General features: G+C 66.1%; 11 protein-coding genes. All 11 read left to right on the forward strand.

The genetic code is table 11. From position 1 onward, the window contains the following. Positions 1-3,724 (forward strand): Ig-like domain-containing protein (locus MJ603_RS15065; RefSeq protein WP_243064570.1); only part of this gene is annotated, 3,724 nt, incomplete at its 5' end. A gap of 57 nt (positions 3,725-3,781) precedes the next feature. Further along, on the forward strand, positions 3,782-4,750 hold the full coding sequence (locus tag MJ603_RS15070; RefSeq protein WP_243064571.1) for a MoxR family ATPase: 969 nt from the start codon (positions 3,782-3,784) through the stop codon (positions 4,748-4,750). A gap of 4 nt (positions 4,751-4,754) precedes the next feature. Next, complete coding sequence (locus MJ603_RS15075) at positions 4,755-6,047, forward strand: DUF58 domain-containing protein (RefSeq protein ID WP_243064572.1); 1,293 nt, start codon at positions 4,755-4,757, stop codon at positions 6,045-6,047. Then, complete coding sequence (locus MJ603_RS15080; RefSeq protein ID WP_243064573.1) at positions 6,044-8,380, forward strand: transglutaminase family protein; 2,337 nt, start codon at positions 6,044-6,046, stop codon at positions 8,378-8,380. Before MJ603_RS15075 ends, MJ603_RS15080 begins: the two co-directional genes overlap by 4 nt. Before the next feature lie 8 nt (positions 8,381-8,388). Then, positions 8,389-8,871 (forward strand): FHA domain-containing protein, encoded by a 483-nt coding sequence (locus MJ603_RS15085; RefSeq protein WP_243064574.1) that lies wholly within the window; start codon positions 8,389-8,391, stop codon positions 8,869-8,871. A 229-nt stretch (positions 8,872-9,100) separates the two neighbouring features. Next, positions 9,101-10,594, forward strand: a complete 1,494-nt coding sequence (gene leuC, locus MJ603_RS15090; protein WP_243064575.1) for a 3-isopropylmalate dehydratase large subunit — start codon at positions 9,101-9,103, stop codon at positions 10,592-10,594. Between the two features lie 3 nt (positions 10,595-10,597). Then, complete coding sequence (gene leuD, locus MJ603_RS15095; RefSeq protein WP_243064576.1) at positions 10,598-11,197, forward strand: 3-isopropylmalate dehydratase small subunit; 600 nt, start codon at positions 10,598-10,600, stop codon at positions 11,195-11,197. Between the two features lie 47 nt (positions 11,198-11,244). Then, a complete protein-coding gene (gene murA / locus MJ603_RS15100) occupies positions 11,245-12,564 on the forward strand; it encodes a UDP-N-acetylglucosamine 1-carboxyvinyltransferase (RefSeq protein WP_243064577.1) in 1,320 nt (439 codons plus the stop codon). 233 nt (positions 12,565-12,797) lie between these two features. Next, on the forward strand, positions 12,798-13,622 hold the full coding sequence (locus MJ603_RS15105; protein WP_243064578.1) for a 1-acyl-sn-glycerol-3-phosphate acyltransferase: 825 nt from the start codon (positions 12,798-12,800) through the stop codon (positions 13,620-13,622). Continuing rightward, positions 13,612-14,736, forward strand: coding sequence for an NAD(P)H-dependent glycerol-3-phosphate dehydrogenase (locus MJ603_RS15110; protein WP_243064579.1), 1,125 nt, complete (start codon positions 13,612-13,614; stop codon positions 14,734-14,736). Before MJ603_RS15105 ends, MJ603_RS15110 begins: the two co-directional genes overlap by 11 nt. After that, positions 14,639-15,766, forward strand: coding sequence for a D-alanine--D-alanine ligase family protein (locus MJ603_RS15115; RefSeq protein ID WP_243064580.1), 1,128 nt, complete (start codon positions 14,639-14,641; stop codon positions 15,764-15,766). The genes MJ603_RS15110 and MJ603_RS15115 overlap by 98 nt, the downstream gene beginning before the upstream one ends. The last annotated feature ends 18 nt before the right edge of the window (positions 15,767-15,784 follow it).

A 15,784-nucleotide genomic window follows, 5' to 3' on the forward strand; every position in this document is an offset into this window, starting at 1 on the left:
GGATGATCAGGTGCAGTTTCAACCGGATGGCACGATCACGTTCGTCAGCAAGAACGGGCAGACCGGTGTCAAAGAGGTGCGTTATACGGTCTCGGACGGGCACGCCAGCGCATCCGGTTCGCTGATGGTGACGGTGAAGGCCCAGGGATCCCTGGCTCCCGTCGCGACGCCGGACTTCGCCTCAGGGGTGACGGGTCAGGCGATCACGATCAACCCTCTGACGAACGACCTGTCGCCGTCCGGTGATGAGTTGAATCTCGTCGGCGCCAACTTCGACACTGGGCCGTCCGAGCCGCAGGTTGCCACCGATGCTCAGAAGGGCACGGTCACGGTCACCGCGAGCGCGGTCGGCGAGTACTACCTCAAGTACACGCTCGGCGCGGGGGCGAAGACGACCACGGGACTCATCCGGGTCGACGTCGTACAGGGCAACGATGGTTCCGGGCCGATTGCCGTCGCCGACGACGCGTACGTGCGCCCCGGCGAGACGACGACCGTGAATCCGCTGGCCAACGACAGCTCACCGTCCGGAAAGGTGCTTGCAGTTCGCTCGGTCACGAAGGCGGATGCCTCCTCCGACCTGAACGTCGAACTGCTGGACAACCAGGTGGTGAAGGTCACGTCGCCGAACGTGCTCCCGCAGCAGGTGCAGCTCAACTACGTGGTCTCCGACGGCGTCAAGCAGGCGACGTCGACGATCACCGTCGTGCCGATCCCGCCGCTCGTGGTGCACCAGCCGCCCGTGGCGCTCGACGACGAAGCGACGGTTCGCATCGGCGACATCGCCACCGTGAAAGTGCTCGACAACGACTATTCGCCGGACAACGAGCCGTTCACGATCGATCCCAAACTTCACGACACATCGAATCAGGGTGCTGGCGCGACGGCGTTCGTGAGCGGCAGCACCGTGCGATATCAGGCGCCCGAGAAGGCCGGTCAGTATTCGGTCTCGTACAGCATCAGCGACAAATGGGGTCAGAACGCCATCGCCACCGTGACGTTCCAGGTGAAAGGCAAGGACGGCAAAGACAGGGCCCCCATCCCCACTGAGCTGACCGCGCGCACTTTCGCGGGATCGAGCATCCCGATCACCGTTCCCGTCAGCGGCATCGACCCGGATGGCGATTCCGTGACCCTCGACGGCATCGTCAGCCAACCGACGCTCGGACGGATCGTCAGTTCCGGTTCGACGTCGTTCACGTATCAGGCCTATCCGGCATCGGGCGGCACCGACGTCTTCACCTACCGAGTGATGGACACGTACGGCAAGACGGCGACCGGAACGGTGCGGATCGCTGTCGTCCCACGGCCGAGCAGCCTGCAGCCTCCTGTCGCAGTCAACGACACCGTGCAGGTGAAGCCGGGCAGGACGGCATCCGTTCCCGTTCTGAACAACGATTCGGACCCGAACGGGTACACGATCTCGGTCAAGAAGAAGCTGTCCGATGTCGACTCCGCGCTCAAGGCATCGGTGCACGGGCAAATCGTGCTTGTTCAGGCGCCCGCGAAGCAGGGCGTCTACGTCGCGCGCTACACGATCACGAACGGGCAAGGCGGGCAGGACAGCGCCTACGTGCAAGTCATCGTCACCGACGACGCCAAGCCCGTCTACCCGACCGCCGTCGATCAGGTGGTCGAGTCCGACAAGGCGGCCGGCAAGAAGAGCCTCAAGGTCAACGTGTACGAGGGTGCGGTGAATCCGTCGGATCTCGTGAACAAGCTCCAGGTGGGACTCAACGGGCCGAACGCGAAGTCCGCGACCGTCGGGCAGAACGGTTCCGTCACTGTGACGCCTGGACACGAGCGGATGGCCGTGGCCTACTCGCTCACGGACCCCGCGACCGGGCTGAAGGGTGAGGCATTCATCGTTGTGCCACCGGCGTCGGACGGCACTGCACCGCCTCACGTGAAGGTCCCGCAACAGATCGTGTCGATGAACGCGACAAAGTCGTGGAAGCTGTCCGACATCATCGCCGTGCCGTCGGGCAGGCCGGTCAAGATCACCGGGGCTGCAGGGGTCGCCGTGTCGCACTCGACGTCCTCCGCATTCGTGGACGATCAGACGTTGACCTTCACGGCGGAGAAGGATTATCGCGGTCCTGCCGAGATCACGTTCGAGGTGAACGACGGTCGAGAGCCCGGCGCCGGCAGGGATCGCGTCACGTCCCTTGTTCTTCCCATCACCGTCGGCAATCCGGATCAGTCGGATGTTCCGCCCACCTTCACCCCTCCCAACGTGACCATCGAAGCCGGCGAAAGCGCGACGACGGTCGATCTGCGCGCTTCGAGCTATCACCCGAACCCGCAGATCCTGAACAAGCTGACGTACTCCGACTTCTCCGGCGCGTCCAACGGGGTCGTGGCGACGCCGAGCGGCTCGACGCTGTCGATCTCCGCACCCTTCGGCGTGCAGCCTGGAACGACATCCGCGATCACGTTCAAGGTGAACTCGCCGACGACCTCCGTCACAGGGACGGTGAACGTGAAGGTCGTGAGCTCGACGCGGCCGCTCGCCCAGCAGAAGGACCCGCCGTTCACGAAGGAGATCCAACGCGGCCAGTCGTACACCTGGACCGGGGCGACAAGCGACGACACCTGGGTGAACCCGTTCCCAGGGCACGGCCTCACGATCACCACGGCCAAGGCCGTCAGCTCGCCGACCGGGGTCGACGTCACGTTCACGGACACGTCCATCTCGGTGAGCGTCGGAACCGGAGCCGCCATCGGCACGGTGAACATCCAGTTCACGGTGCAGGATGCCACCAAGGATCCCTCGCGCACCAAGGCGACGATCGGCCAGTACCAGGTCGTCATCCACGACGTTCCGTCGAAGATGTCACCACCGTCCAGTGTCAGCGCAAGCGATGCTCAGGCGACGATGTCGCTCGCCGCGGCGACGGCGAACGGCATGCCGGTGACGCAGTACCAGATTCGTGCGAATCAGGGTGATCCGGTCTCTGCACAGGTGGGGTCCAACACGATCAAGAACCTCACCAACGGCACGTCGTACACGTTCCAGGCCAGGGCCTACAACGCCGACGGCTGGGGTGAGTGGTCGGATCCGTCCAGCGCAGTGACCCCGTACGGCACGCCGAGCGCGGTGACCAAAGCGAGCATGAGTGCCAACGGCACCGCGCCAGGAACGTTCAACTTGAATTGGAACGCCGTCGGCGATACCGGGGGCGGCAGCGTCACGTACCACTGGTCATTCAGCGGCGGAGGATCGGGTACGACGACCGGTACCTCCGTGACGACGAAGGCGGTCGGGGCCGGCACATACTCGTTCACCGTGTATGCGACGAACGACCACAGTGGCAAACAGGGCGATTCCGCGTCGGCCAGCGGCTCGATCGCGGACCCGCCGCCAGCGAACCCGTCGGGCTCGGTCGTCAAGGGTGTGCACCCGCCGTCGGGGTGGGGCACGTGCAGCACAGGTTGGAACTTCGTGGCTGCCAGCTACCAAGACGTCCCGAACGGCAGCTACAAACTCGTGCCGTCCCTGTCCAACAGCCCGGCGGGCAACGGCCAGATCGGAAGCGACTTCATCACCGTCACATTGAGCGGGTCCGGATCGGTGTCGACTCATGGATGCCTGGGTAATCCGGGCGCCGGCTCGACGGTGACGGTAGAGTTCCAGGCCGTCGGAGGCGGCGCCAAGTCGTTCAGCGTGTCCATTTCAGGGGCCGGTTGGAATGCCCTGCCGACGACCGGCGTAGGCCCGTGATGCGCGGCCGGCAATGAGCACGACTGACGACGAACTCAGACCGAAGGGGAACCAACCATGGCAGTAACACAGGAGCAGGCAACGTGGTTCGCCACAGCCTTCGGGCAGCTGGTGGGCAACGTCGACCAGGCGATCCTCGGCAAGGAGCACGCCATCAAGCTGGTCGTCGCGGCCATGCTCTCCGGCGGCCACGTGCTGCTCGAGGACGTGCCGGGTACGGGCAAGACGGTGCTCGCCAAGGCTTTGGCGAACACGATTCAGGGCACGCAGTCGCGCATCCAGTTCACGCCTGATCTGCTTCCCTCCGACGTCACCGGCGTGACGATCTACGACCAGTCGAACGGGCGCTTCGAGTTCCACCCCGGCCCGATCTTCGCCTCGGTCGTGCTCGCCGACGAGATCAACCGCGCATCGCCCAAGACCCAGTCGGCCCTGCTCGAAGTGATGGAGGAGGGCATTGTCACGGTCGACGGCGTGAGCCATCCGGTGGGGACCCCGTTCATGGTCATCGCAACGCAGAACCCGATCGAGCAGGCGGGAACGTATTCGCTGCCCGAGGCGCAGCTCGACCGCTTTTTGATCAAGACGTCGCTCGGCTACCCGGATCACGACACCACGGTGCGACTTCTGATGGATTCGTCGAACCGCGCGCGTGCGGCATCCGTCTCGGCGATCATCGCCTCGGACTCCGTCACGACCATGTCTCAGTTGGCGGCCGACGTGCACACCGACGGCGCCGTCATGGGCTATCTGAGTGAGCTCGTCAGCGCGACTCGAAACGACAAGGATGCCTCGCTCGGCGTCAGCATCCGCGGAGCGCTCGCCCTTGCGCGAGCGGCCAAGACGTGGGCCATCGCGGACGGACGCACCTACGTCACACCCGACGACGTGCGCGAGCTTGCCGTGCCGGTGCTCGCGCACCGCGTGATCGTCGATCCTGAGGCCGAGTTCTCCGGCGTGCGCGCCGAAGACATCGTGGACCGCGCCGTTGCCACCGTGAACCCTCCGGTGTACCGGGCGGCCTGATCCGATGACCACGGCCGAGCAGCAGCCCCGATCGCAGGCGACCTTCGCCTTGCGACAGCTCGCGCGCGCCGTCGGCGCGGGTCTGACGAGCCTCGGCAACGCACTGGAGCGCGTCTTCGCGAAACCCATCGCCGTTGCAATGCGGGCTGGTCGTGTCGTCACAGGCGTCGGATGGATCGTGCTGCTCGCGGCCGTCGCGTCGCTTCTTCTTGCCTTCGTGCTCGGCTGGGCCGAGTTCGGGTTCATCGGCTTCACCCTGCTGGCCGGGATGCTCGTCGCGTGCGCCTATCTCTTCGGTCGCGCCACCTACCGGGTCACCATCGAACTCAATCCTCGCCGGGTCACCGCGGGCGACCGGGCGATGGGCAGCATGGCCGTCACGAACTCGGGTCAGCGCCCGGTGCTGCCGACGCGCATGGAACTGCCCGTCGGCGAGGGACTCGCCGAGTTCATCGTGCCGCGCCTTGCCGCGGGTGCCGACGAGGAGAACCTCTTCACGATCCCGACCGAGCGCCGTGCTCTGATCGTCGCAGGGCCTGCGATCAGCGTTCGCGGCGATCAGCTCGGCCTTCTGCGTCGCACCACGAAGTGGACGGACCAGGTCGAGCTCTTCGTGCATCCGAAGATCACCAGGATCGCGGCGACCGCTCGCGGGCTCGTGCGCGATCTCGAAGGGCAGACGACGAAGGCGATCACCGACAGCGACCTCGCGTTCCACGCGCTGCGTTCGTACGAGCCGGGCGACGACATCCGCAACGTGCACTGGCGCAGCTCGGCCCGCACCGGTCAGTTGATGGTGCGTCAGTATCAGGAGACCCGCCGCTCTCAACTGCTCTTGTTGATGAGCGCGGAGAGACGGTTGTATGCGTCCGCCGAGGAGTTCGAGCTCGCGGTGTCTGCCCTCGCGTCGATCGGCGTCGAAGTGATCACCGAGGAGTCGGAGGTCGACGTCATCTGGGAAGGGGCGACGCTCCGCGCACGCACCCCGATGACCCTTCTCGACGACACGTGCCGCATCGAGCAGGTGGACAGCCGGTACTCGACCCTGCGTGACTTCGCCCGCACTGTCGGCATGCGGCTCGATGCGCCCAGCCTCGTGATCGCGGTGGTCGGAAGCACTGCAAGCAACCGCGACCTCCACGCACTTTCGTCGCTCTATCCGAGCGACACTCCTGTCATCGCCGTGCGCGCCGCAGTCGGCGGCGAGCCCGGTCTACGCAAGGCGGGCAACGCGATCGTGGCGACGGTGACGAAGCTCACAGAGCTCTCACCCCTACTGCAAAGGGCTGGACGATGACCGCGGCGGCCACCGCGACCACGCGCGCGGTGCGCGTGTCGGCGATCACGGCATCCGTCTGGACCGACGTCGTCGTCTTCGCCGTGCTCACGCTCATCGGTGTGCTCGGGTTCGCTCCGGCGTTCGGTCCTCTCGGATACCTGGTCGCTGGAATCGGAGGCCTCGTCGTCGGCGCCGCTGTCGCGGTCGTCGGTGTGCTGCTGCGCCTTTCCGTCCTGATCACCTCTCTCATCGCAGTCGGCGCCTACTTCGTGTTCGGCACCGCCCTTGCACTGCCTGCCGAAGGCATCGCGGGAATCGTGCCGACCCCGACGTCGCTGCTCGATCTGGCCACCGGCTCCGTGTTCGGATGGTCGGATGCCGTCACCCTGCGCGCCCCGCTCGAGGCGCCTCCGTACATCGCCGTCGTCCCGTACGCGACGACGCTGTTGGTGTCGCTCGTCTGCGTCTCGATCGCCCTGCGCTGGCCGGCAGGAAGCAAGCGGGCCACGTTGCGCGCCGCGCTGATCCTTGCAGGACCGGTGCTCGTCTTCCTCGCAGCCATCCTGCTCGGCACGCGCGATCCTTTCTATGCGGGCATGCGCGGCGTGCTGTTCGCGGCCATCGCGCTCTGCTGGCTGGGGTGGCGCATCCGGCTTTCGAAGCGATCGATCGCAGCCGACCCCGGCTTGACCCGCAAGGCCATCGCCGGCTCGGCCGTCGTCGTGCTCGTCGCCGTGGTGATCGGCGGCGCGGCGGGAATCGTCACGGCACCGTCATCCTCATCGCGTCTCGTCGTGCGCGATGCCGTGCAGCCTCCGTTCGACCCGCTGGAGTACCCGGCGCCGCTGGCCGGGTTCCGCAAATACACGAACGACCTGCAGAAGACGAAGCTCTTCACCGCGACCAACCTGCCCAGCGGCACGCTCGTGCGCCTGGCGACGATGGATGCGTACGACGGCGTCGTCTGGAGCGTCACCGGTCCCGGCGAGCAGACCAACGGCTCAGGCAGCTTCGAGCTGCTCGGCAGCAGCATCCCAGCGCCGTCGCTGTTCACCGCCGGCGCGACGACGACGACGAAGTTCACGATCCTCGGATACGACAACGTCTGGATGCCCAACCTCGGCTACGTCGACAAGCTGACGTTCGACTCGCACCCTGGCGACACCGATCCGACGACGACCGTGCGCGTGAACACGACGACGGGAACCACCGCCGTGACGAGTGGCGTCTCTCGCGGTCTCAGTTACACGATCAACGCCACAGCGCAGAAGATCCCGAACGACAAAGCGCTGAAGAACGTGCCGGTCGCATCGATCGCCATGCCGAGCGTCACGAACGTGCCCGACGTGGTCGCCACGAAGGCCGAGCAGTACGCAGGCGGCTCCGCCAGCGCCATCCAGAAGCTCCGCAACATCGAACGATCGCTGAAGAAGCTCGGATACCTGAGTCACGGTCGCGCCTCCGACCCGGTGCCGTCGAGGGCAGGGGAGGGTGCCGATCGCATGAGCGATCTGCTGCAGAAGACCCCCATGGTCGGCGATCAGGAGCAGTACACGTCGGCGTTCGCCCTGATGGCTCGCCACCTCGGCTACCCGGTTCGCGTCGTGATGGGTTTCAAGGGACACACCGACGGCAAGGGCACCGTGACGTACACCGGTGACGACATCACCGCGTGGGACGAGGTCGCGTTCCAGGGCGTCGGCTGGGTGCCGTTCTTTCCGACCCCGACGAAGACGGATGCCCCGAAAGACCAGACGGTCAAGCCCAAGCTTCAGCCGCAGCCGCAGGTGCGGCAGCCCCCGAACACGCCGCCGAAGGCCGACGACCTGCTCACGCCTGTGAAGACCAAGGACAGCAAGCTGCCGACCGACAAGCACGCGTTCGTGCTGCCGACGTGGGCTTACTACGTGGGCGGGGGAGTACTCGTCGTGCTGCTCGCGATCTTCGTGCCGATGCTGATCGTGACGCTCCGCAAGTCCAGACGGCGCAAACGAAGAGCCAGGGGTCCCGGCGACCGACAAGCCGCCGGTGCCTGGGACGAGCTGGTCGACAGATTCGGCGAACTCGGTTTTCGGGTGCCGCCGGTAGCGACCCGCAGTCAGACGGCTTCGGCACTGACGACGCAGTCGGGTCAGCAGGGAATTCCGCTCGAAGCGGAGGCACTGCACGGCTTGGCAGCAGACGCGGATGCCGCGGTGTTCGATGGCACGGTCGTGGGGGCAGAGCGCAGTGCCAACGTGTGGGACAGGGTCGACGCGGTGGTGCAATCCGTCTCGAACTCCGCGGGGTGGCTCCGCCGCCGTATCGCCTCGTACCGCTTCGCCAGGCGGCGTTCCACCTCATCGGTATAGTGACTCGGGTGGACACGCCGGGTTTCATCACGCCGCCTCCAGGCCTGATACCGCCGCGTGAAGACACCGGGAACCGCACCGAGCGGATGCCACCACGCACGTCGCTGCCCGTCTTCAACCCGCCAGGGACGAGTCAGGCTTCGGCACCGACATCCTTATCGCGTACCTGGCTGGTAGTGCTTCCCACGGGTGCCCGCGTGCCGGTGAACGGAGCGCTGCTGGTCGGCCGCAATCCAGTGCGGTTCGACCCGTGGAACGACGCTGAGCTGCTGCCCGTCGATGATCCGGCCAGGAGCGTCTCGAAGACGCACGCCGTCATCGAGGCAGCCGACGACGGCGTGCGGATCACAGACCTGCACTCCACCAACGGGGTCAGCGTCGTCGATTCGTCGGGAGCGGCGACCGCGCTGACCGCGGGGGCGCCCTCGCCGGTGGCTGCCGGAGTCACCGTGCTGCTCGGGAGTTTCCGCCTTCAGGTCGCTCAGGGGTGACAGGCGCCACCCGCGTGGAGCGGCAGGCGCATCCGGGGGACTTCGGTGCAGCGGATGGATTCACGAAAGTGGTATCCCACGGTGGTACTCTGAACGGGTGTTGGTCGTCTTCCTCCTCCTTAGCAGCCGCGACGAGTCCTAGTTCTCTTGGCCTCCCTCGTCGCGGAGTTCTTTCGTGGCTGAACAAACGGGTATTTCACCCGAACACACGCAAGGAGAATTCGACAGCATGACCACAGCATCCGATGCCGTGCGCACCGACGAGACGACGACCGGCGACCGCCGTCCGCGTACTCTCGCCGAGAAGGTGTGGGACGATCACCTGGTCGTCAAGGGCGAGAACGGCACGCCCGACCTGATCTACATCGACCTGCACCTGGTTCACGAGGTCACCAGTCCTCAGGCGTTCGACGGTCTGCGCGTGGCAGGCCGTCCGGTGCGCCGGCCCGATCTGACCATCGCGACCGAGGACCACAACACCCCGACCATCGGCATCGACAAGCCGATCGCCGACCTGACGAGTCGCACGCAGATCGAGACGCTGCGCAAGAACGCGCAGGAGTTCGGCATCCGCCTGCACTCCCTCGGCGATCTCGAGCAGGGCATCGTGCACGTCGTCGGGCCCCAGCTCGGCCTGACCATGCCGGGCATCACCGTGGTCTGCGGCGACTCGCACACGTCGACGCACGGTGCGTTCGGCGCCATGGCGCTCGGCATCGGCACCAGCGAGGTCGAGCACGTGCTGGCCACGCAGACCCTGCCGTTGAAGCCGTTCAAGACGATGGCCATCACGGTCGAGGGCGAATTGCGCCCCGGAGTCACGGCGAAGGACATCATCCTGTCCGTCATCGCGAAGATCGGCACAGGCGGCGGGCAGGGCTATGTGCTCGAGTACCGCGGCAGTGCCATCCGCGCGCTGTCCATGGAGGGCCGCATGACGATCTGCAACATGTCGATCGAGGCGGGAGCCCGCGCCGGCATGGTGGCCCCGGACGAGACGACCTTCGCCTACCTGAAGGGGCGTCCTCACGCGCCGGCTGGTGACGACTGGGATGAGGCCGTCGCCTACTGGAAGACGCTGGTGACCGACGATGACGCGGTGTTCGACGCCGAGGTCTTCATCGACGCGAACGAGCTCGAGCCATTCGTGACCTGGGGTACCAACCCCGGGCAAGGTGTGTCGCTGAGCGACGTCGTTCCGACTCCCGAGGACTTCGCCGATCCCAACGATCGTGCTTCGGCCCAGCGTGCGCTGGAGTACATGGATCTGCAGGCGGGAACACCGCTGAAGGACGTGCATGTCGACGCCGTCTTCATGGGCTCGTGCACCAACTCGCGCATCGAAGACCTGCGGGCGTTCGCCTCCGTGATCAAGGGACACACGAAGGCCGACGGGGTTCGCGTGATGGTCGTTCCGGGCTCCGCCAGGGTGCGCATCGAGGCCGAAGCAGAAGGCCTCGACAAGGTGTTCGAGGAGTTCGGAGCCGAGTGGCGCTTCGCCGGATGCTCGATGTGCCTCGGCATGAACCCCGACCAGTTGGCGCCGGGGGAGCGATGCGCCTCGACGAGCAACCGCAACTTCGAGGGCCGCCAGGGCAAGGGCGGTCGCACTCATCTGGTCTCGCCGGTGGTCGCGGCGGCAACCGCCATCCGCGGCACGCTTTCGAGTCCGTGGGACCTCGAGAAAACGGATGCCCGTGACGACGTGAAGGCAGGTGCGTGAAGCATGGAGAAGATCTCGACACTGACCGGCGTCGCCGTTCCGCTGAAGCGCTCGAACGTCGACACCGACCAGATCATCCCTGCCGTGTTCTTGAAGCGCGTCACGAAGACGGGCTTCGACGACGCCCTGTTCTATGCGTGGCGACAGGATCCTGATTTCGTGCTGAACCAGGAGCCGTTCCGGGCGGGCAAGATCCTCATCGCCGGCCCCGATTTCGGCACGGGGTCGTCTCGTGAACACGCCGTGTGGGCCTTGCGCGACTACGGCTTCACAGCCGTGCTGAGCCCCAGGTTCGGCGACATCTTCCGAGGCAACTCCGGCAAGCAGGGCTTGCTGACCGGCACGATCAGCGAAGAGGACGTCGAGAGGCTCTGGGCCGCGATCGACGCGAATCCGGGAATAGAGGCGACGGTAGATCTGGTTGAGCGAAACGCGAGCATCGGCGGGCTGACCGTCGGATTCGACATCGACGATTACACTAGGTGGCGATTGCTCGAGGGGCTGGATGACATCGGCCTCACGTTGCGTAACGAAGCGCAGATCACAGAATTCGAAGCCCGTCGCTCCTCGTGGCGGCCCAAGACATTGCCGGTGAAAATCTAGTGAACTCACTTCTTCAGGACGCGCAGGCCGCTGGTGCGAGAGTCGGAATGACAGCCGAAAAGATCACCATCAACGGTGGAAGGCCTCTCAAGGGGCGCATCCAGTTGAAGGGAGCCAAGAACCTCGTCACCAAGGCGATGGTCGCGGCGATTCTCGGTGACGGTCCGAGTGAGCTGCGTGACGTGCCCGACATCAGCGACGTGCGTGTCGTGCGTGGCCTCCTGGAGATCCACGGAGTCAAGGTCACGGACGGTCCAGAAGAAGGCGTGCTGCTGCTCGACCCGAGCAATGTCGAGAGTGCCCACATGGCCGACATCGACGCGCACGCCGGATCGAGCCGCATCCCGATCCTGTTCTGCGGGCCGTTGCTGCACGCGCTGGGCGAGGCGTTCATCCCCGACCTCGGCGGATGCCGCATCGGCGACCGCCCGATCGACTTCCACCTCGAGGTGCTTCGCCGGTTCGGCGCGGTCGTCGAGAAGCTGCCGAGCGGCATCCGCATGACAGCGCCGAACGGCCTGCACGGCGCCAAGGTGGAGTTGCCCTACCCGAGCGTCGGCGCCACGGAGCAGGTGCTTCTCACGGCCACGAAGGCCGAGGGCATCACCGAACTGCGTGGAGCGGCGATCGAGCCGGAGATCATGGATCTCATCAACATCCTGCAGAAGATGGGCTCGATCATCACGGTCGACACCGACCGCGTGATCCGCATCGAGGGCGTCTCCCGCCTCAGCGGGTACAGCCACACGGCGCTGTTCGACCGCAACGAGGCAGCCAGCTGGGCTGCTGCTGCTCTGGCGACCGAGGGCGACATCTTCGTCGGCGGCGCCCGTCAGGCCGAGATGCTCACCTTCCTCAACGTGTTCCGCAAGGTCGGCGGTGCGTTCGACATCAACGACGACGGCATCCGCTTCTACCACCCGGGCGGCGACCTCAAGCCCGTGGTCATCGAGACGGATGTCCACCCCGGCTTCATGACGGACTGGCAGCAGCCGCTCGTGATCGCCCTCACCAAGGCGAAGGGCATCTCCATCGTGCACGAGACCGTGTACGAGCAGCGGTTCGGCTTCGTCGACGCGCTGGTCGAGATGGGCGCGACGATCGAGATTCACAAGGAGTGCCTCGGCGGGCATCCGTGCCGTTTCGGGCAGCGCAACTTCGACCACTCGGCGGTCATCGCGGGACCGACGGAACTGCACGCTGCAGATGTCGAGGTTCCCGACCTGCGCGGCGGCTTCAGCCATCTCATCGCTGCACTGACCGCCAAGGGCGAGTCCACCGTGAGCAACGTCGGCATCATCAGCCGCGGCTACGAGAACTTCATCGGCAAGCTGGAGCAGCTCGGCGCGGACTTCGTGCTTCGCTGAGCCTATTGCGCGCCGGGCTGCGTCGTCTTGCGCGCCGGTCCCTGCCCGGCGCGCCGCTGTCGGCTTGAAGCGTGGCGTACGGCGGCGGCGTAGCCCCGCCTTGTGGAGCGTGTCGTGTTGGGTGCGTGCGTCGTTTGTCACCACCACTGGTTGGTCTCCGGAGTGAGTGACTGCGGCGACAGGCTGCGGCATCCATTCCCGGACCGGCACAGGGCATGACGGATAATGGGCGGGTGCCTAAAACACCTGAAGAGCCCGATGCTGGTCTCGTTCCCGAGAATGATGAGGCGCAGGTCGCAGTACCGGCGAAATCTCGCCGGGTGCGTAAGGAGACCCATCGTCCCAGCGTGTTCTGGCCGATGGCCGGCATCGTCGTCCCGTTGATCGGGTCGATCGCGAAGTTCAAGGTGCACGGCCGTGAGAACCTCCCGCTGACGGGCGCATACGTCATCGCACCGAACCACTACAGCGAGATCGACCCTCTCGTCGTCGGGTCGATGATCTGGCGGCGCGGGCGAGCTCCGCACTTCCTCACCAAGGAGAGCCTGTTCAAGGTGCCTGTGGTCGGCTGGTTCCTGACGAAGTCCGGCCAGGTGCCGGTCAGCCGCAGCCATGGCGGACGTGGTGCCCCCATCGCCCAGGCGCAGCACATCGTCGACAACGGCAGCGTCGTTGTCGTGTATCCGGAGGGCACGCTGACGCGTGACCCCGACCTGTGGCCGATGCGGGGCAAGACGGGAGCGGCGAGGCTCGCGCTCGACTACGGCATCCCGGTCATACCGGTGGCCCACTGGGGAACGCAGCAGATCATGGGGCGTTACTCGAAGAAGATCAGCCTCTTTCCTCGCAAGACCATCACCTTCTCGATCGGAACGCCCGTCGACCTCTCCGAATATCTGGGCAAGCCGCGCACCGCGACCGTCGTCTCAGGGGCGACCGAGACGATCATGCAGGCGATCACGCACGAGCTCGAGAAGCTGCGTGGCGAGAAGGCGCCGGAGAAGCTGTGGGATCCGGCGGACCACGCGCAGAGCGAGACGGGGCGTTTTGAGGGCTAAACCACCGCCCGCGCGGCGCGTCACCGTGCTCGGGGCCGGCAGCTGGGGGACGACGTTCGCGAAGGTGGTCGCCGACGGCGGCTCAGACGTGACACTGTGGGCCAGGCGTCCAGAGGTGGCGCGCGAGATCCGCGAGGCGCGCCGCAACAGTCAGTACCTGCCCGGCATCAACCTGCCTCGCAACGTTACAGCGACGCCCGATCTCGCCGCCTCGCTGCGCGACGCGGAGCTGCTGTTCCTGTCGGTGCCGAGCCAGAGCCTGCGCGAGAACCTCATCGCCATCGAGTCGATCCTGCCTGCGGACATCCCGGTCGTGAGCCTCATGAAGGGTGTCGAAAAGGGTACCGGCCTGCGCATGAGCGAGGTGATGGCCGAGGTGCTGTCGATCGACCAGGAACGCATCGCTGTGGCATCCGGTCCCAACCTCGCGCTCGAGATCGCACAGCGGCAGCCGACGGCGGCCGTTGTCTCTTCGACGAGCATGGACACGGCGCACGAGGTCGCCCTTGCGGCCCGCAATCCCTACTTCCGCTCGTTCGTGAACACGGATGTGATCGGCACCGAATTCGGCGGTGTGCTGAAGAACCTGATCGCGGTCGCGATCGGCATCGTCGACGGCGTCGGCTATGGCGAGAACACCAAGGCGTCGATCATCACCCGCGGGCTCGTGGAGATGACGGACTTCGCCGTCGCTCACGGAGCGGAACGAGAGACCCTCGCCGGTCTGGCGGGTCTCGGCGACCTGATCGCGACGTGCCAGTCGCCGCTTTCGCGGAACAACACCGCAGGCAGGCTGCTCGGTCAGGGTTATGCGTTCGGCGAGGTCGTCAAACAGATGAATCAGACTGCGGAAGGGCTGGCATCCGTGGCGCCGATCCTCGCGTTGGCGAAGGCCAAGGGCGTCGAGATGCCGATCGTGGAGCAGGTGGGTCAAGTGCTTGCCGGTACGCTCGAACCGAAAGATCTGGCCCCCCACCTGACCACGGACGACACACCCCGTGGTGAAAGGACTTCGGATGACTCACAAGCGCGTCCTCGTGCTGCTTTTCGGCGGGCGTTCGAGCGAGCATTCGATCAGCTGCGCCACGGCGGGCGGGGTTCTCGGGGCGCTTGACCGCGACCGCTACGACGTGATCCCGGTGGGCATCACACGTGACGGCGCGTTCGTGCTGGAGCGCGACGACCCGACGGCGTTCGCCCTGGACCCGCACTCGATGCCCGAGGTGCGCGACGACGGCAGCAGGGTGCGCTGGCCGGAGTCGGTGCGCTCGCGCGAACTGACGGTGGAGCGAGACGGCGTCGTCACGTCGCTCGGCGAGGTCGACGTGGTGTTCCCGATCCTGCACGGACTGTGGGGAGAAGACGGCACGGTGCAGGGCCTGCTCGAGCTGACGGGCATCCCGTACGTGGGATCCGGCGTGCTGGGCAGCGCACTCGGCATGGACAAGCACTTCACGAAGACCGTGCTGCAGGCGGCGGGCATCGAGGTGGCGCCCTGGGTGACGGTCACGCGCGAACAGTGGGAGCGAGAGCAGGATGTCGTCGCAGACAGCCTGCGCGGGCTCGGGTCGCCGCTGTTCGTGAAGCCCGCCAGAGCGGGTTCGAGCGTCGGCGTGACCAAGATCACGTCGGCCGAGGGACTCTCCGGTGCGCTCGACGTCGCGTTCGCCGAGGACGGCAAGGCACTCATCGAGTCGGCCATCGCCGGCAGGGAAGTGGAGATCGGCGTGCTCGGCGCGCGGCCGGGTGAGCGGGCACGGGCATCCGTCGCCGGTGAGATTCTCGTGACCGAAGGCGGTTTCTACGACTTCGACGCGAAGTATCTGGATGCGCCGGGCGTCGAGCTCGTGTGCCCCGCCGACCTGACCGATGAGGAGCTCGCCGAGATGCAGTCGCTCGCGGTGCGGGCGTTCGAGGCGATCGATTGCGCGGGTCTCGCGCGCGTCGACTTCTTCTTGACCGCGGACGGCTGGGTCGTCAACGAGCTGAACACCATGCCGGGGTTCACCCCGATCTCGATGTTCCCCAAGGTGTGGCAGGCGAGCGGGTTCAGCTACCCGCAGCTGATCGACGAGCTCATCGAGCTCGCGCTGCAGCGCACACCCGTCGACGAGACCGCACGGGAGCGGCGAGACCGTGGTTGACACCCACGGTCTCGGTGC

Origin of the sequence: Humibacter sp. RRB41 (assembly GCF_022761015.1) — a bacterium.
Classification (GTDB): Bacteria; Actinomycetota; Actinomycetes; order Actinomycetales; family Microbacteriaceae; genus Humibacter.